Source organism: Brevibacillus sp. FW306-2-1A-C05A (genome assembly GCF_058781555.1).
This window is the reverse complement of sequence record NZ_JBYSWV010000007.1, coordinates 104,773-121,250: the sequence shown is the minus strand read 5'-3', so window position 1 is coordinate 121,250 and position 16,478 is coordinate 104,773. Positions and strand designations below refer to the sequence as shown.

The window sequence follows — 16,478 nt, the reverse complement described above, 5'->3', positions numbered from 1 at the left end:
ATGGGAGTGCGTTGAGAAACATATGCGTATGGTCTTTGTCGCATTCAAGAGCAACAATCACAATTTGCAGTTCCTCACACCCTTCATGTACCAACTCTTTGAAGCGTTGTTCTACATCTGCTTGCAGAAAAATCTTTCTTCTGTACCGAGGGCAGAACACAAAATGGTAGTTTAATAATGAAAGGGTTGTGCTTGTTCTTCTGTATTCGTTCATACACCTATCGTATCAGTTTGTTTTATATACTACAACAGATGAACAACAAAAAAGAGTGGAATTTTCAAATACTTGAAGTACCACAAACCTTCGGTTTATTCGTGGTACTCCGTATTTGACCTCACTCTCATCCCGCCCCTAAAGGGGGTGCTATCGCACCGTAGCGGGCTTTCTCGTTCGGAAAATCTGTAAACGAGTTCAGCGACATGACCACGTAACGGCCGCCGTAATGAAGGACAGATTCGATATCCACATCGATGAACTCGCAGGCCCCCATCGGCGCCCTCACAATGTCGCCGCTATGGTAGGCGCGGTATTTCTCCGAGCGCAAATTCGTGTAGGAAATGTGCTCCAGGTACTTCCAGTCCGCGTCGTACAGCACCGCAGACAAATCGACGTCGACGCGCCCGGTGGGGACGTTGTTGACAATGCCTTCCTTCCACCAGGTGAAAAAGCGGATCGTACTGCCCTCCGGGATCGGAAGTCTGGAGCCGCGCACGATCGTCCGCAGCGCTTTGCTCGCCGACCGTTGCGAAAAAGGCACGAGCTGCTCCTGCAAGCGCGGATCGAGGTAGACTTTTCCCAGGGAAGGCAGGGCAGCAAACCGCTCCAGCAGGGCTTCCCGGCATCTGCGGGCTGCACTCGCGCGGACGTCTTCCGGCAACTGCGGCAGCGCGTTTGCAATCGTCTGTACTTTTGCCACCTCTCCTTTCGGGAAAAAGGTGCGCCACTCTCCGTACGCTTCTCTTTTCTCGAAGTGGTTCAGCGCTTGCAGCAGCACAGGGGTAGACACCAAAGGCGCGACCTGTGCAAACGAACGGAGCACCTCGTCACGATCCGCTGCCAGCCTGAGCAGGTGGTCGAGGCGCCGGGCAAATTCCCCCGGCCGCTGCACGAGCAGGCTCGTCGCCTCGTGCACATCCCCGCACGCCAGCGCCAGCTCGACCTTGCTGTTGAACGTTTCCAGCCGACGGTTGTTGCGCAAAATATCGAACGCTTCCGCCGTCTGCGGATAGCGGTCCTTGTATTCGAACGGATGCAAGATTTCCCCGAGGCGAATCCAGCGGCCTTTGTAGCGCAGCATGTCTTCCGCGAGGTTCGGGCTGGCTTCCAGCAAGCGCAGCAGCAGGCGGCGCTCGGCGCGGCTGAACTTGCGGAATTTCGCAGGGGCGGCCAGGCTGACATCGCCGTCAGACAGCGCAACCGCCAGCCGCAAGACGTCGGTCGCCGTTTTGCAATAGGTCGCAAAAAAGCCGGGCGGCAGCTTGTCGGCACGCAGCAAGATGCTGGCTACGACCGCCGCGTTTTCCTTGTGCGGAATCTCTGGCGGCAGCGCTTCTGCGATTCCATCGCACTCGGTGAGCAGCGCTGCGAGGTCTTCCTTGTCCTGCGCCGAGAGCGAGCTTTTTGCCCGCAACAGGTTCATGCCCGTCTGCAAAAGCTCTTCGTCCGTTCCCAACTGGATCACCTTCAGGCGGGATTCTCGCAACAGCGGCAGCCGTTTTTTCACCTCGTGCACAGGAAGCTGCCACGTCAGGTAGTGGATGATCGCCTGCAAATACAATTCTCCCTCGCTCGCCTCCATCACTTGTTCGGGAAAATTCGGATACATCGGCTTGTACTTGCGGGATGCGCCCACCATTTCTTTCAATACCGTCACTACCTCGGAGTAAAGCGGGAAAAACTCCGCTTCAGACAGCGTGCGGATTCGCTCCAGCAGCTCCAGGGAAAACGTGTAGCCCAGACTCTCGATGTTGCGCAGAGCCGCAGCCAAATAAGAGACAGGCAATTCATGCTGTCCCTTCTCGACGACCAGTTTATTTTTCCGGCGAAGGTAGATTTGATTTTTCATCGGCCTCAATAAAAAAAATCAGGAAAGCAGTACCCCTAATCATCAATTGAGTAGAAGGAAGGTGTACAATAGCCTGATTTTTTATTCCTTTTGTCATTTTCAACCATTTTACCGCTGGGTCGCCGCTCCTGTAAAGTCATCCAGTGGAAAAGTAGTCGTTTCTTCACAAATTTTTCCTGCTCCCCTGCAACCTTGTAATCAGGTAAAGGCAAACAGTCCTATTGTAAAATAGTACAGCACATTCTATAGAAAGACGCGAGGAAAAGCACGCATGAAAAAACTGCAGCGAGTCGGCCTGCTGACCTTTCTGCTCAGCGCCGCTCCCTTCTCTTTTGCCCAGTCCGCTCCGCAAGTCCAGGTAGCCGTGAACGGAGAGTACGTCACGTTTCCCGACGCCCTGCCTTACGTGGACCCAAGCACGCAGCGAACCATGGTTCCCGCCCGGTTTGTCGCGGAAAAGCTCGGTCTTGGCATGCAGTGGAATCCACAGACGAGCCAGGTGACGCTCCGGAAAGAACCGGACACCATTCAGTTGACCATCGGCCAGGACTACGCGCTGGTCAACGGGAAAAAGGTCCACTTTGACGCCCCGGCCGTGCTCCGCAGCAACCGCACGATGGTTCCGCTGCGCTTCATCAGCGAGCTGTTTGACGCCCGGATCGAGTGGCTGGCCGAGCGCAACCTGGTCGCGATCACCACTTCCGGCCATGCGAGTGCAGTCCCTCCGGCATCTGTGCCGCCTGCTCCTGACAGCACATGGCAGCATCGGCGCAGCACGTGGCTTTGGGATGCCAGCCTGCTCTACACCCAGCAAGAGCAGATTATCCAGTTTGCGAGCGAGCATCAATTGAGCGCAATCTACCTGCAAATCGACCGGGACATCCCGCCGACTGTCTATCAGCAGTTCATCCGCAAGGCGCAGGAAAAGCAAATCGCCGTAGAAGCGCTGGAAGGCCGTCCCCAATGGGCTTTTCCCGCAAGCCATGGCGAGCTCAAGGCGTTTATCAACTGGGTCCGCGCTTACAACGCCTCGGTCGCCGCGCAAGAGCGGTTCGCCGGGCTGCATTTTGACATTGAGCCGTACATTTTGCCGGAATGGAAGTCAAACCGCGACAAAATCGTGCAAAGCTGGATGGACACGGTTCGCCTGATCGAAAAAGACATGCGCTCAAGCGGGCTTACGCTCACGCTCGACATCCCGTTTTGGCTCCATCAGGTCAAAGTCCCGGGCACGGATTACAGCTTGAGCGCCTGGATGCTGGAAAAGGCAGATGCCGTAGTCATCATGGACTACCGCAATGTCGCGCTGGGCAACGACGGGATTATCGCCAACGCCCATCCGATTTTGCGGGAAGCGGCCACGCTGAAAAAGCAGGTGATCGTCGCCGTAGAGACGGCTCCCAGTGCGGAAGGGCCGCACACGAGCTTTCACGCACTGCCGCTCCAGACGATGAAAACCGAACTGCAGTTGGCGAAGGAACATCTCGAGCATTATGCGAGCTTTGCCGGCTTTGCGATTCACGACTACAACCATTGGGTCAGGCTAAAGCAGGGCGGCTCCTGATTCCCCCGTCTTCTCGGGGTACGGAAACAGGTCCGCTACCCGCACGCTTTGCCCGCTTTCATTTGTATAGACGACGTGCTCGCGGCGAAAATCGCGCGGACTCTCCAGCCCGCAGGCGGCCGCCAACGAAAACAGTCCCTCGCGCAACTGCAAAATGTAGTTCATGACGCGCCACTGCTTTTCTTCCGGGGCGAGCGCCTTCTGGTATTTGGAATCGGTCGTGGTGATTCCCGTTGGACATTTGCCTGTGTGGCATTGCAGGGCCATGATACAGCCGTTTGCCATCATGAAGCCGCGCGCGGAGCTGACCAGGTCCGCGCCGAGCGCCAGGGCGATGGCGACTTTGTCCGGGGTGATGAGCTTGCCGGAAGCAAAAATTTTGAAGCGGTCGCGCACCCCGAATTTTCGCGCCGTGTCATCGAGAATGAGCAGCGCCGGATAAAGCGGCAGCCCCATCCCGTCCGCCATGGCTTTAAACGTCGCGCCTGACCCTCCCTCCGAGCCGTCCACGGTGATGAAATCCGGGTAAATATCCAGCTCGACCATCTTGGCAAACAACGGCTCCAATCTTTTCGCATCCCCGACGACAATTTTGATCCCGACAGGCTTGCCGCCCGCCTCCTGCAGCGTGGCGATAAACCGCAGCGCCTCCTCGGGATTGGTCAGAAAAGCAAAGCGGTTGGGCGAATTGACGTTTTTGCCGACAGGCACCAGCCGCGCTGCCGCGACCTTTTCTGTGACTTTGGAGCCTTCGAGGTGGCCGCCGCGTATTTTCGCTCCTTGATGAAATTTCAGCTCGAATGCCTTGATGTTGGGCACGCTCGCCTTGCGCTTGTATTCCTCGATGGAAAAACGGCCCGCGTCATCGCGGAAGCCGAACATGCCCGGCCCGATCTGCGAGACGATATCCACGCCTGTCGCAAGGTGAACCTCCGCCACGCCGCCCTCTCCCGTATTGATCCAGGAGCCTCCTGCCATGCGGGCTCCGCTTCCGGTAGACAAAATATAGTTCTCCCCCACCGCCCCGTACGATGTGGCCGATGCCCCGAACATGCCCTTGAGCCGCCACGGATGCTCGCGGCGCTCTCCTACGACAATGACATCCTGATCGTGCAACAGCCACGGCTTCACCTGTTCCTCGATCCATTTTTCCTGGCGGGTAAACAACCCTTCATCTGTAATCACGTACTTTTTGCCCAAAATCGGCCGATCGTTATCTACCCGCAGCTCGCTCGTCAGCTTCGGGAACATGGCGTTGGACAGGTAAAAGCCCGGCTTTTCGTAATCGCGTCTGCCGCCAAACGAGATGAGGTCCGTCCTGTATTTCGCCGCGTAGACAAGCCCGACAAAATCAGCTCGCGAAAACGGCCTTCCCTCCGTGTCGTTGTCAAACCAATACTGGCGAAATTCCGGTCCGAGCTTTTCCAGCAAATAGCGCACCCAGCCCAAAAAAGGATGGGAGCGAATGATGGAATGCTTGGGGTGTTTGGACAAGACGTACATATAGCCGAAAAAGACGAGCGGCGGCACTGCCACCACTACAAGCACGATGGTCAAAAGAAGCGACTGCATCCTTGTCTGAGCCTCCCGCCATGGAACGTTGGATTGGAAAAAAGAACCGAAAAGGTTTCATTTGTTCGCAAATGTGGTATTGCATGGATTAGCATACTACCAATTCCCTCTGCTCATACCGCCGTTTCGTTTGGGCTAACTCGAAAAGGCATGTTGCACTTTTAATTAAAACAATTTTCATTTGATATTGATTATAAATATCATTCGTGGTAATTTGGTACCAGACATATTTTTCGAAAAACAGAGAGAGGAGATGCACAATGAGCGCACGCATTGGACTTCCCGCACCAGACTTTACGATGGACACCGTGACTTTTGACAACGGCTTCCCCGTATCGAAAAGTCTGGTAGATTACCGCGGCAAATGGCTGCTGTTGTTCTTCTATCCGTTCGATTTCTCCAAAGTTTGCCCAACGGAGATTCTCAGCCTGAATCGGCGGATCAAGGAGTTTGCCGAGCTGAACGTCGAGGTGCTCGGCGTGAGCGGCGACAGCATTCATACACATAGAGCCTGGATGAAGGCGAGCGACGGCATCGGCCCGCTGTCCTTCCCGCTCGCTTCTGACTACAGCAAGGAAGCGACGATCAGCTACGGCGTGCTGGACGAAGCGACCAAAGCGCCTCTGCGCGCCAGCTTCATCATTGACCCGGAGGGCATCTTGCAGTATTCGGTCGTCTCCAACTCCAAAGTAGGCAGAAGCGTGGATGAGACATTGCGCGTCATCGAAGCCCTGCAATCCGGCGGGCTGTGCCCGATGGACTGGAAGCCCGGGCAAAAAACGATTTCGTAACCCCCTTCAGCCCCAACGAAAAAAACCTCGGTCTCCTAAAGCAGATGCGTGTTCCTCCATCCGCTGTGGCCGAGGTTTTTTTCGTTCCTCTTTGGCGCGAGCAAAGAGGCCAGCCCTCTCCCCACCCGCATGGCTGTATTCATCCGCTCTCTCCATCACGCAAGCGTAGAGCGAGACTTTTGCCCCCGCCGCTGGTATCTTTTGAGCCAGCTTTTCTCAAGCTACTCATAATCCGCAACGATTTGGTAAAAAATACAGCAAAATCCATCGAACGGAGACAGTCATGAAAAGAAGTCCGGTCCGGCTCGGCGATTATTTTGTTCAGCGGTTTCAGGGCAATGCAGACTTCCGGTGCGAGGAGCTGAACAGGTGTGGAGAGCCTCTGCTCTTGTGCTACCTCGATAGTTTGGTGGACACCTCAGAATCCACCCGCCTCTTAGACAGATTGGCTCATCCTTGCTCCTCTCCCTCGTTCTCCTCCGTAACGCTCACCGTTCTCATGACCTGAAAAGCAATCTCCCGCCACTCTCCATACTCGGCAAAAGGGCAGCAAAATGTGCCCATGACCATTTTTCCTTCCAAGGCCAGAAAAAACATGAGGTGATACAAAAAGCCGTCCAGTGCCGGGCTTTTAAACTCGAAGTAGCCAACCTGCTTTCCTTCTACCATTTCTACCCCGTCAGTATAGAAGACATTTGCCGGATTCGTCTTTTTGATCGTAGCTTTCATCCCTGCCGTCAGTTGCTTGACCCACTGGTCCTGCAAGTCTTGGTCGACCCTGCTCAACGTAAAATTAATGCCGCCTGTCTCATCGCTTTTGATAATCTGCGGGCGCTGCTGGTAAGGATATTTGACTGCCCGCAAATGGTCAGGCATGTCCTCAAACTCTTTTGGGATAAACAAGCAGACCTTGTTGTCCCAAAATCCTTGCTGTTCAAACTCGTAGAAGCGGCTTCCCACCCTGACTGGTCCGGTGCAAATGTTAAGGGGAACGCTCGCTTTTTCCGATTCATTCAATAATGCCAGTATCTTTTCATCCCTATGCTCCATAGCTCGTACCGCCTTTATTATCTTTTATAAAATCCCTTATCAAAGAAATTTTGTCATATTATTCCTCATCTCTTCTTTGTATGTATCGGAACTTTTCCTTGTCCATTTCACCCAAATATTAGAAATAACAAAGCCCATGCGTACCGCACGCAAAAACGCCTCCCTCGCTATTTCCGGGGAAGCGTTTTTCTATGCCGATGTTGCCTTCCAATCTGCCATTTTCCTCCCCCTGTCCGAAAAGCAGCGAGGAAAGCGTTTTTTCCCCGCCGTCTTCCAGCCGTGTCCGCCTGCCGACAACTCCTTCCAGTTTTTATAAAATCGTTGCGATTTTTGACACGTTTTATAGCCCGTTTGAGTCATCCGAAAATGAAAAGGGACTGCTATCCTGAATGTAGCTGGCCGCCCTTCCCTCAGGAGGAAAGTTCGAGAGCTCTCATTACAAAGGGGGAATCTACCCTGACTCGCACAAGAAAAAACCAAACCGCGTTCCGCCTGCTGCTGGCATCTTCATTGGCGCTTGTGCTCATCCTGCCAGCGGCTTATCCGGCGCAGGCCGAAGCGTCCCTGCAAGCGCTGATCGACCAGGCAGCGCCAGGCGACACCGTCACGATACCGGAAGGCAAGTACGAAGGTCCCATCCGCATCACGAAGCCGCTCAAGCTGCTGGCAAAAGGCGAGGTCAAGCTGACCAATCCGAGCGAGGAAGCCGCTCTGACGATCGCGGCAGACGACGTGACTTTGCAAGGCATTACGGTGCTGGACAGACGAATCAACAGCGAGGACGCCTCCATCATCGTAAGCGGCAGCCGCAACCTGTTGGAAAAAGTCACCGTGGAAACGATGGGAACCGGGATTCAGTTGCGAGGCGCGAATGCCAACACGATACGCAACGTCTCGGTCATCGGCAAGGTAAAGGACAGAGGCAGCGCAAGCGATGCCGGCCACGACCACAGCGCGCATCTGTCCAAAAGCGCGAGCAAGCCAAAGGTGACGGTCCAGGCCCAAAAAGGAAACGGCATCGACCTGTACGACTCGCACGACAACCGACTGATTGAAAATCAGGTCACAAACGTCTTTGACGGGATTTACCTGGAAAAAAGCACTGGGAACGAGCTCACGCAAAACCGGGTGGAAAAATCGCGCTACGGCTACCACCTGATGGGCACCACGCAAACTTCCCTGAAGAACAATACAGGCAGCGAAAACGTCACAGGCGCGATGCTGATGGAAACAGCCGATGCCACCGTCGTCGGAAACCGGTTTTTGAAGCAGCAAAAAAACCCCAATTCCCAGGGCATCCTGCTCTACGACGTGCAAAACTCGCTGCTTGCGGACAACCACATCGAAGGAAACCGCGTCGGGCTATACTTGGAGCGCTCCAGCGGGATTACGGTCACAGGCAACCAGCTCTCGCTCAACTTCGTCGGCATGCAGTTGATCGCCTCCGCGGGAAATACGTGGACGAACAACCACTTCATCTCCAATGTCATCGCCGCCCAGGCCCAGGACAGCGCAACGGACAACCTGAACGGCAACTACTGGGACAACCTGCTCGGCCTCGATGTGGACGGCGACCACAAAAGCGATTTGCCGTATGAAATGAATCCGTTTTACCTCGGCCTGACAGACGCGATTCCCGCTTACCAGTTGTTTTTCCAATCGCCGGGCTTCGTCTTTCTGGAAAATCTGTTTACGAGCGGTGCAGGCAGCCCGATCCGGGACGAAACACCGCTGATGCCGACCTCTGCTGTCGTCTCTGCTAATGCCGAAACAGGCAGCAACTGGGGCGCAGGCATCCTTGGCCTTATTCTTTTGGCAGGAAGCTGTACATTCATTTACGTAGGAGTGAAAAAATCATGATGAATTTGAAAAAATGGGTGACCACACTCGGAGCAATCGCAGGCATCAGCCTGCTCATCGTCGGCTGCGGCAAGGAAGAAGCACAGCCTGTCGAGATCGCGGAAGGCGTGGACAAATGCGACATTTGCCACATGCACGTCCCGAACGATCACAACGCAACCGAAATCATTTTGAAAGACGGCAAGGCGCTCAAATTCGACGACATCGGCTGCCTGCACGAATGGACGGAACAGCACGGCACCGATGAAGTCGCGATGCAGTACGTCCGCGACTACTACACAGCGGAGTGGACAAAAGCCGAGCAGGCGACATTCGCCTATGACAAAGAGTTCAAAACGCCGATGAGCTACGGCATCTACTCGTTCAAAGACAAGGCGGAAGCGGAGAAATTCGTCGCGGAGCAAAAGAAAGGCGTCATCATGGACGCGGAAGGCCTGAAAAACCATACGTGGGAGCGCAGCATGAGCAAGCATATGAAAAAGGACGGGCATTCTTCGGAAGGCCCTTCCTCGGGCGGACATCAATCGGGCGACATGGAGAGCACCCCTGCGCACGGCAGCAGCACGACGACAACGACACACCACTAATAGAGGAAGTGGAGAGCCTTGCACATCAATCTGATCGCCAAACGGGAAGTGAAGGTAGGCTTCCGCAATCCGTGGTCCTACTCCTTCATGGCGCTGTTCTCCCTGTTTAGCCTGGGGCTGCTCATCATCCAGTCGCAGTCCTACATGAAAGGCTATACGTACACGACAGGCACCATGCTCAATCTGATCTTGTACCTGCTGCCGCTGATGACTATGCTGCTCTCCTCTTTTTCCCTCACGGCGGAAAAAGAGGAAGGGAGCTGGCAGCTTCTCTCCACCTACGCGATGACGACCTCGTCGTTTCTCGTGGGCAAATACGCGGGACAGGCGCTGGTGCTGATCGCCATCGTCAGCTTCGGCTACGGCGTCTCCGGCGTGGCTGGACTGTTGCTCGGAAAAAGCTTTGCCTTTTCCACCCTGCTGTTTTTGCTCGTCTTTTCCATCTGTCTCATTCTGCTGTTTTTAGGGATCGCCATGGTGATCGGCGCCTTGTGCCGCAACCGCTGGCAAGCTTTGACGATGGGCGTCAGCATCTGGTTCTTTTACATTTTGGCCTGGCCGACGCTGTTGATTTCCGTACTCAGCTTCGTACCTTATACGTGGATCAAGCCTTTGTTGCAGATTGTGACCTTTTTCAACCCGGCTGAATTTGTGCGGATTTACTCTGTGACCAGGCTGGGCGGCGGCGCGATCTTCGGCCCCGAATACTACAAGTGGATTTACTGGATTGACTCTGCGCTCGGCGACGTTTGCTTCGTCGCTCTCTGTCTGCTCTGGATTGGCGCGACCTTGTGGATTGCTACCCGGGCATGGGAAAGGAGGTAACACCGTGCAAAGCTTCGGACTTACCGTCGATCAGGTAAGCAAAACGATCAACGACAAAACGATTGTCCATCCTTTCAGCCTGCGCATCGAGCCTGGCGAAGTCGTCGCTCTGTGCGGCGGAAACGGCGCGGGCAAAAGCACGATCCTGCGCATGCTGGTCGGCATCCTCCGCCCCACTGCTGGCACGATCCAGCTCAACGGCCTGACCTGGGAGGAGCAGCGCGTCGAATACTTGCAGCAGATCGGGTATATGCCTGACCACTTCTCCTTCAGCGCTGGCCTGACCGCGCGAGAAACGCTGGAGTTTTACGCCGCCCTGCGCAACCGCACCGCCGAGGACGCCGACAGAATGCTGAAGGCGGTCGGCCTGCACGATGCCCGCAATAAGCGCGTGACGCACTTTTCCAAAGGGATGCAGCAGCGGCTGTTGTTCGCCCAGGCGATTCTGGCGAAGCCCGCGCTCGTCGTCCTGGACGAACCGACGAACGGCCTCGATCCTTACTGGATGGACGCCTTCGTCGACCTGGTGCGCGAGCTGCGGCTGGCGGGACAATCCGTCATCTTCTCGACGCACCAGCTCCAGGTCGCTGACGCGGTGGCGGACCGGGCGATTTTTCTCATGAACGGCCAAATCGTCCGCGACGACACGATTGGCAGCTACCAGAAGCAGTACGGGACCGTCGGCCTGTACGGCGCGTTTGCCGAGCTGGTATCGCGCGCGCATGCATAAATGAAAAAACACGAGAAAATTTTCTCGTGTTAATGAAGATTTGCCGGCACGACATAAATAAGCATAATGATGTTTTCCAAAACCACTGACACATGGTATCAGTGGTTTTGAGCATCAAACTTCAACAACCGATAAGAGTTGTGCATAGTCCTCATAGGAATACTTACTCTTATCTCCGTAATGCTTACGTTCTGCCTCTAAAAGTCTCTCTTGAGGATTATCAGCAGTAGCAGCCCAATCCCTGATATATTTCCTCACTCGATCAGAAAATTGCAGGCCTCGTGTCTTATGTATCTTCCACGCTCGGACAACATTGACTTCCGGTGTTGGATTTTTCCATACAGCTTCATCATCCAGCAAAATATCCAGCACTTTATTATCTATAGCTTCCATGAAATGCGTACAGTCAAGGCTTTGCCACTGTAAATGGAAGCAAAGTGCATCAAAATTAAAAAAAACCCCTTTTGATATATTCTCAAAACACGGAACTAGTAAGCGTTCGCGAAAAGCCCAGTTAGTTTGTATTCCCCATATATCAAATTCAATCCCATCTACCTTTAGCTTATAGCCTCCAAAGCGATTTTTCTTATAAGACAAGCCCGAAAAAGCTGCCGAAAAATCCGTATGTGAGCTATCGACAATAATATCGTAATCACGTGGGGTTCTGTACTCAGCCAAGTCCCGCACTGCGCCGCCAATAAAAATTAAATCGCCATAGGAACTAAGGTCGTTTAGCAATCGATCTACTTGTGGGCTGACTTGTCTTAGCAGTTCAATCCTTTTTAGGATTACAACTGTCTGCTTATAGTCATCTTGAGCACATTTCCATGCCCCGCCCATAGGTAGCCCTCCTTACAATTTTATGCCCGATAGCTTTTGATACAATTCTAGCGCATAAGTGTCAGTCATGCCACAAACAAAATCTGTGACCAGCAATAATCGGTCATACAGACTAGGCGATTTATCCGCTTGAAGCGAGAACGGATACTTCTGCATAAGGTAACGATAGTTATCAGAGATCAGCATAAAGTTTTTTCCCTTCTCCGAGCGAGCAAATTCATCGTGGAACTTGAAGATATCTCTTTCCAATTCCTTTCCATCATAAATGTTATCGCTACTTACTGAACTCACAAAGATCTCTAGCAGCCCGCGGATAACTTTCCCTCCAACAAGCTCGCGTGTGATTATTTCCTGATTAGGAAAAATATAATTCTCTGCGAGGGTTCGAAACGCCTCCCTAACCTTTGCCGCTTTTGACTTCTCGAGAATCTCGTCATCAAATTCGCCATTTAAAATTTTATCGTGCATAAGAAGGAACGTTTCAACTACTCCATGAATCATGAGTCCTTGCGCTTTAATCCGCAACTTCTGCACTGCGTTGTCCAAGCGATCTGAACGTCGTTCCTCAGTATTTTGCTTAAAGTCGTTCCTAAATGAATCGAGTAAGTTTTTCTCTTCTTCCGTCGTAAAGAATTCCGCAAACACATCTGTAATAATCGAATAATCCAGAACTTTCTTTTTGCAACCGTCTTCGATATCCGCTGCCGAATAAGCAATATCATCTGCAGCTTCAAGCAAAAAAGTAGCCGGATGGCGAAAGGACAAAATACCCGTATATTCACGAACCAGTTCAAAACGGTCCTGTTCGGAAGTCATATACCCAAACTTTTTATAGGAAATCCCGAGCTTTTTCGCCTGTCGCTCCTTTTTCTTTTTGTTTCCTTCAAGCGAAGATCGGGGATATTTCAAAATACTTGCCAGCGAAGCTGCACTGAGATTGTAGCTGTATTCATCCACCAATCCATTCAGTTTGGTCAGCAAGCGAAATGATTGAGCATTTCCTTCAAAATTTTCAAAATCAGCTTGCATCTGCTCTACATTTTGGAGAGCTACCGAAGTCAATTTTTTTACATTATCTTCGTTAAACCAATCTCGAAAGAAATTTTGAATGGCCGCTTCCCCAAAATGGCCAAAAGGCGGGTTTCCTAAATCGTGAACAAGGCCAGCAACAGCTAGCAGTGCACTCAACTTTCCAACAGACTCTTCTTGAAAGGCCTGAGGCTTTTGCTTGTGAAGATACTTTTCCACGCTAATTCCCAAGGATCGGCCAATTGTAGCTACCTCATGAGAGTGAGTCAAACGTGTACGTACAAAATCACTGTTGTCCAATGGAAAAACCTGCGCCTTATCTTGAAGTCTGCGAACAGCCGAGCTGATTACCAATCGGGTATAGTCGTCATCAAAGTCATTACGCAGATCATATTCGTTATCCTTAGTTCGATCTTTCACCTTTCGGTCTCGCAAACGAACCCCGCTCAACAATTGGTCCCATCGCATTAACGTATTTTCCATTTTCCTAATCCCCCCTTCCCCTATTTTACTACATCTAAGTATCATTTTGGTAATTTTTGCACTTCAAACAAATGAACAACAATACTTTTTACCTACAATATAAAAAGCTGCCAGTATGATCGGCAGCTACAATTTTAATGCTCTCCCCCGGTTCAAATCGCTTTTGCTTCCATATAAAAAACAGATAAAAACTTTTTCACGCTGATCCGGCATTTCGTCGTTTTTTCTCCGGCCTCCAGCTCTTGCATCCGCTGGCGAATTTCCTGGAAATCGAACAGGCGCGGGGCAAAATGCTCGAAGGTCGGGTTGGCGTAATCCGTCAAGCCGAGCGAGGACAAATGCGTAAACGCTTGCAGCACCATGCGGCGAATGCGCTGCTCCATCGCTCGCACTTCTTTGGTCAGCGCCTGTTCATCGAGGTTGCCATGCAGCTTGGTCAAAATTTGCGTGTACAGCTCCTTCAACTGCAAATCGCGCAGCTTGTCCACTTCCCGCTCGTTCTGGGCGAGCCAGCCCATGATGACCAAAAGATCGTGCGCTCCCGCTTCGCTGGCGATTCCGAGCTGCAGCAGCAGTTGTCTCGCTTTTTGCGCGAGGCTCTCTTCGTCCGAGGATGGTTTTTTCAGCCCGCTCGCCGGCTGCTCTTTTCCTTTGACATCCAAAATTTGCAGCGACTTGCGGATGGATTGCAGCGAGGCTTCCAGTGTCAAGTAATCGGATACCCTCCTGAGCACAGAAATGACTTCCAGGCGGTTGATCGGCTTTTGAATAAACGTATCAATCCCCTGCAAATAAGCCTCCCCGATCATCTCCTTGTTTTCCACCTGGGAAACCATGATGAATCGGCCCGTGAATCCTTCCGCTTGCAGCTTCTTGATCGTCTGGATGCCGTCTAGCCCTGGCATGAGCAGGTCGATCAGCACGACATCCACTCCGTACAACTGGTCGATGGAGACGCGATTGCCATCGCTGGCCTGGCCCACGATCTCGCCCAGGCCGCTGTCTGCAATAATGCGCTCCAGCATGCGGCGCACCACGGCATCGTCTTCAATCAAAAAGAAACGTATCATCGGCTATACTCCCTCCCCTCTCAGCAATTGATCCGTCGGAATCCGCACTTCAAAATGCGTCCACAGCCCTCTGTCGTGCAAAATTTGCAGTTGTCCCTTTAAGCTCTGCACGATGCCTCTGGCGTGTGTCAGGCCGATGCCGGTGGACGCATTGCCTTTTTCATCATACTTGGTCGTATAGCCCGGTTCAAACACCCATTCCCGTTCCTCTTGCGAAATCCCCGGTCCGCTGTCCAGCACGGAAAAGACGATGTGCCGTCCGTCCAGTTGGACATTCAGTACAATTTTACCCGATTCGTCAATCGCTTCTACTGCATTGGCGACCACATTGTTCAGCACAGACAGCAGCGCGTAGATTTGATTCGTCGACAAGCTGACATAACAGCTCCATGTAAACTGAATTTCTTTGCCCAGCATTTCGGCGTACTTCCGGTTGGCTCTCATCACCAGCTCGCACAACTCGCTGATCGGAAGCTGGGAAGCAAGCCCTTCCTGGTTAATCAGCTTGGAGATGCCCGCGAGGATGCGCTGCGAATCTTTTTTCACCTCATGCACATTTTCGGCAATCGTCAATGCCGTCGGAGATTCGGCGTGCTGCGAGGTCAAGAGCCGCCTGTACAGCCGATAGCTCTCGCGCGTGATGTCTTCCAGTTGCGTCATCGACTTGCGCAGGTAGAACGCCTCTTCGTACAGCTCTGTATTTATCATCCGCAGCCGCTCCAGCTCCTGCTGCCGCACCTCCCCGACCGCGCGAATTTGCCGGATCGAGACGCTGTTGTACAAGCCGACGGCAAAAAAGCTGCGCAACACGCCGAAGATCAGGAGCATGAAAAAGCTCTGCCACGTAAGCGGCGGAAAGTCGGTAAAATACTCGCGCACGCGCAGCTCGACCAGGTTGGACAAAAAGTCGACGGACGCGCCGATCAGCCCCATCTTCAGCGGAAACTCCAGGTAGTCTCGGGCCCGCAGCACACGGAACAAAATCGCGAAGCTGAAGTAGTAAAACGCGGACGGCAGATGGACAGACACGCTCTCCAGCAACGGGCGGTATTCCATCAACAAATCCAGCCCGACGCGGAAGACGAGAATGAACGTCCCGGTCAAAAAGCCGGTCAAGATCACGGGCACGGACGAAAACCAGAGCAGGCCGAAAAAGAAAGCGGCAATCCCCAGCGAGAAACGAAACGTTCCCCCGAGCGGGTTGACCTTCATCTCTCCGAAAAAGGCGGTTGCCAGCATAATAATCATGAGGACCAACAGGCGCTCGCGCATAGATGCCCCCTTTAGCACGTAAAAAGATCTCCCATTCCTATTTTACAAAGAACTGGAGATCGGAAAAGATGCTTTTGCATCAGGCGTGTTTGTTTTCAAGACGTTTGGATACGATCGACAAAGCGTAGTTGACCACAAAGTACATGACTGCCACCAAGAGGAAAGTCGGAATCACGTAGTTGACGTTGCGGCCATTGATGATTTGCGCATGGTTCATCAGCTCCGGCAGCGCAATCACGACCGCGAGCGAAGTGTCTTTCAGAAGCGAGATAAACTGGCTGACGATGGGCGGAACCATCCGTCTGAGCGCCTGTGGCAGCACAATGTGCCAGAGCGTCTGCACGTAGGTAAGGCCAGAGGAGCGCGCAGCCTCAATCTGCCCTTTTTCCACCGATTTTAAACCACTGCGCACGATTTCCGACAGCATGGCCGCCTCGAAGATGACCAGTGCCAGCACAGCCGCATAAAACTTGTCCAGCTTGATGCCGACTTCCGGCAAGGCAAAGTACGTGAAAAAAATAATCAACAAGAGCGGCAAGTTGCGAATCAGCTCGACGGCGGTAGCCAGCACCTGGGAGACGCCGGGAATTTTCGCGTAGCGAAGCACCCCTACGACGATGGCAATGGCGAAGCTGAACACAATCGATAAAAAGGCAACCTGCAGGGTAATCCAGAAACCTTCTAGCAGGAAGGTCAAATGACTGGGCGCGTATGCTCCGATAAAGTCCATGATGTCCCC

The 16,478-nt window shown here is 52.9% G+C and carries 15 protein-coding genes; 6 read left to right on the top strand and 9 right to left on the bottom strand.

The window, feature by feature from the left end; genetic code table 11:
• Nucleotides 1-214 (bottom strand): IS200/IS605 family transposase (tnpA, locus tag AC3WJN_RS07895; protein ID WP_412679417.1); only part of this gene is annotated, 214 nt, incomplete at its 3' end.
• A gap of 127 nt (nucleotides 215-341) precedes the next feature.
• Nucleotides 342-2,066: a TerD family protein gene (locus AC3WJN_RS07890; protein WP_051998906.1), complete on the bottom strand. Its 1,725-nt coding sequence runs from the start codon at nucleotides 2,064-2,066 to the stop codon at nucleotides 342-344.
• 271 nt (nucleotides 2,067-2,337) lie between these two features.
• Between AC3WJN_RS07890 and AC3WJN_RS07885 the strand changes: the two genes are divergently transcribed.
• Nucleotides 2,338-3,630, top strand: coding sequence for a copper amine oxidase N-terminal domain-containing protein (locus AC3WJN_RS07885; protein WP_005829064.1), 1,293 nt, complete (start codon nucleotides 2,338-2,340; stop codon nucleotides 3,628-3,630).
• Here the strand turns inward: AC3WJN_RS07885 and AC3WJN_RS07880 are convergent.
• Nucleotides 3,610-5,202, bottom strand: a complete 1,593-nt coding sequence (locus AC3WJN_RS07880; protein ID WP_026557950.1) for an FMN-binding glutamate synthase family protein — start codon at nucleotides 5,200-5,202, stop codon at nucleotides 3,610-3,612. The genes AC3WJN_RS07885 and AC3WJN_RS07880 overlap by 21 nt on opposite strands.
• A gap of 260 nt (nucleotides 5,203-5,462) precedes the next feature.
• On the opposite strand from AC3WJN_RS07880, the gene AC3WJN_RS07875 reads away from it, so the two are divergent.
• Nucleotides 5,463-5,993 carry a peroxiredoxin gene (locus AC3WJN_RS07875; RefSeq protein WP_005829060.1) on the top strand — a complete coding sequence of 177 codons (531 nt, stop codon included), beginning with the start codon at nucleotides 5,463-5,465 and terminating at the stop codon, nucleotides 5,991-5,993.
• Between the two features lie 450 nt (nucleotides 5,994-6,443).
• On the opposite strand, the gene AC3WJN_RS07870 is transcribed toward AC3WJN_RS07875, so the two are convergent.
• A complete protein-coding gene (locus AC3WJN_RS07870; RefSeq protein WP_007781762.1) occupies nucleotides 6,444-7,043 on the bottom strand; it encodes a hypothetical protein in 600 nt (199 codons plus the stop codon).
• A 510-nt stretch (nucleotides 7,044-7,553) separates the two neighbouring features.
• Between AC3WJN_RS07870 and AC3WJN_RS07865 the strand changes: the two genes are divergently transcribed.
• The 4 genes from AC3WJN_RS07865 to AC3WJN_RS07850 are packed head-to-tail and all read left to right on the top strand — an operon-like array spanning nucleotide 7,554 to nucleotide 11,045.
• Nucleotides 7,554-8,903, top strand: a complete 1,350-nt coding sequence (locus tag AC3WJN_RS07865; RefSeq protein ID WP_174435234.1) for a right-handed parallel beta-helix repeat-containing protein — start codon at nucleotides 7,554-7,556, stop codon at nucleotides 8,901-8,903.
• The gene (locus AC3WJN_RS07860) at nucleotides 8,900-9,490 is read left to right on the top strand and encodes a nitrous oxide reductase accessory protein NosL (protein WP_005829041.1); all 591 of its coding nucleotides are present in this window, start codon (nucleotides 8,900-8,902) and stop codon (nucleotides 9,488-9,490) included. Before AC3WJN_RS07865 ends, AC3WJN_RS07860 begins: the two co-directional genes overlap by 4 nt.
• Nucleotides 9,491-9,508: 18 nt before the next feature.
• Nucleotides 9,509-10,315 (top strand): ABC transporter permease, encoded by an 807-nt coding sequence (locus AC3WJN_RS07855; RefSeq protein WP_007781753.1) that lies wholly within the window; start codon nucleotides 9,509-9,511, stop codon nucleotides 10,313-10,315.
• 4 nt (nucleotides 10,316-10,319) lie between these two features.
• The gene (locus AC3WJN_RS07850) at nucleotides 10,320-11,045 is read left to right on the top strand and encodes an ABC transporter ATP-binding protein (protein WP_005829038.1); all 726 of its coding nucleotides are present in this window, start codon (nucleotides 10,320-10,322) and stop codon (nucleotides 11,043-11,045) included.
• Between the two features lie 114 nt (nucleotides 11,046-11,159).
• On the opposite strand, the gene AC3WJN_RS07845 is transcribed toward AC3WJN_RS07850, so the two are convergent.
• The 5 genes from AC3WJN_RS07845 to AC3WJN_RS07825 all read right to left on the bottom strand — a co-directional run bounded on the left by AC3WJN_RS07845 (nucleotide 11,160) and on the right by AC3WJN_RS07825 (nucleotide 16,469).
• Nucleotides 11,160-11,885 (bottom strand): nucleotidyltransferase family protein, encoded by a 726-nt coding sequence (locus tag AC3WJN_RS07845; protein WP_005829036.1) that lies wholly within the window; start codon nucleotides 11,883-11,885, stop codon nucleotides 11,160-11,162.
• Between the two features lie 12 nt (nucleotides 11,886-11,897).
• Nucleotides 11,898-13,397, bottom strand: coding sequence for a dGTP triphosphohydrolase (gene dgt, locus AC3WJN_RS07840; RefSeq protein WP_007781749.1), 1,500 nt, complete (start codon nucleotides 13,395-13,397; stop codon nucleotides 11,898-11,900).
• Nucleotides 13,398-13,549: 152 nt separating this feature from the next.
• Complete coding sequence (locus AC3WJN_RS07835) at nucleotides 13,550-14,467, bottom strand: response regulator (protein WP_005829032.1); 918 nt, start codon at nucleotides 14,465-14,467, stop codon at nucleotides 13,550-13,552.
• A gap of 3 nt (nucleotides 14,468-14,470) precedes the next feature.
• Nucleotides 14,471-15,739 carry a sensor histidine kinase gene (locus AC3WJN_RS07830; RefSeq protein ID WP_283858797.1) on the bottom strand — a complete coding sequence of 423 codons (1,269 nt, stop codon included), beginning with the start codon at nucleotides 15,737-15,739 and terminating at the stop codon, nucleotides 14,471-14,473.
• Between the two features lie 79 nt (nucleotides 15,740-15,818).
• Nucleotides 15,819-16,469, bottom strand: coding sequence for an amino acid ABC transporter permease (locus AC3WJN_RS07825; protein WP_005829028.1), 651 nt, complete (start codon nucleotides 16,467-16,469; stop codon nucleotides 15,819-15,821).
• Nucleotides 16,470-16,478: the final 9 nt, after the last annotated feature.

What these genes read in the sequence shown, in the direction of transcription:
- AC3WJN_RS07890 (WP_051998906.1), bottom strand. Translation starts at nt 2,066, where the DNA reads ATGAAAAATCAAATCTACCTTCGCCGGAAAAATAAACTGGTCGTCGAG.
- AC3WJN_RS07885 (WP_005829064.1), top strand. Translation starts at nt 2,338, where the DNA reads ATGAAAAAACTGCAGCGAGTCGGCCTGCTGACCTTTCTGCTCAGCGCC.
- AC3WJN_RS07880 (WP_026557950.1), bottom strand. Translation starts at nt 5,202, where the DNA reads ATGCAGTCGCTTCTTTTGACCATCGTGCTTGTAGTGGTGGCAGTGCCG.
- AC3WJN_RS07875 (WP_005829060.1), top strand. Translation starts at nt 5,463, where the DNA reads ATGAGCGCACGCATTGGACTTCCCGCACCAGACTTTACGATGGACACC.
- AC3WJN_RS07870 (WP_007781762.1), bottom strand. Translation starts at nt 7,043, where the DNA reads ATGGAGCATAGGGATGAAAAGATACTGGCATTATTGAATGAATCGGAA.
- AC3WJN_RS07860 (WP_005829041.1), top strand. Translation starts at nt 8,900, where the DNA reads ATGATGAATTTGAAAAAATGGGTGACCACACTCGGAGCAATCGCAGGC.
- AC3WJN_RS07845 (WP_005829036.1), bottom strand. Translation starts at nt 11,885, where the DNA reads ATGGGCGGGGCATGGAAATGTGCTCAAGATGACTATAAGCAGACAGTT.
- dgt (WP_007781749.1), bottom strand. Translation starts at nt 13,397, where the DNA reads ATGGAAAATACGTTAATGCGATGGGACCAATTGTTGAGCGGGGTTCGT.
- AC3WJN_RS07835 (WP_005829032.1), bottom strand. Translation starts at nt 14,467, where the DNA reads ATGATACGTTTCTTTTTGATTGAAGACGATGCCGTGGTGCGCCGCATG.
- AC3WJN_RS07830 (WP_283858797.1), bottom strand. Translation starts at nt 15,739, where the DNA reads ATGCGCGAGCGCCTGTTGGTCCTCATGATTATTATGCTGGCAACCGCC.
- AC3WJN_RS07825 (WP_005829028.1), bottom strand. Translation starts at nt 16,469, where the DNA reads ATGGACTTTATCGGAGCATACGCGCCCAGTCATTTGACCTTCCTGCTA.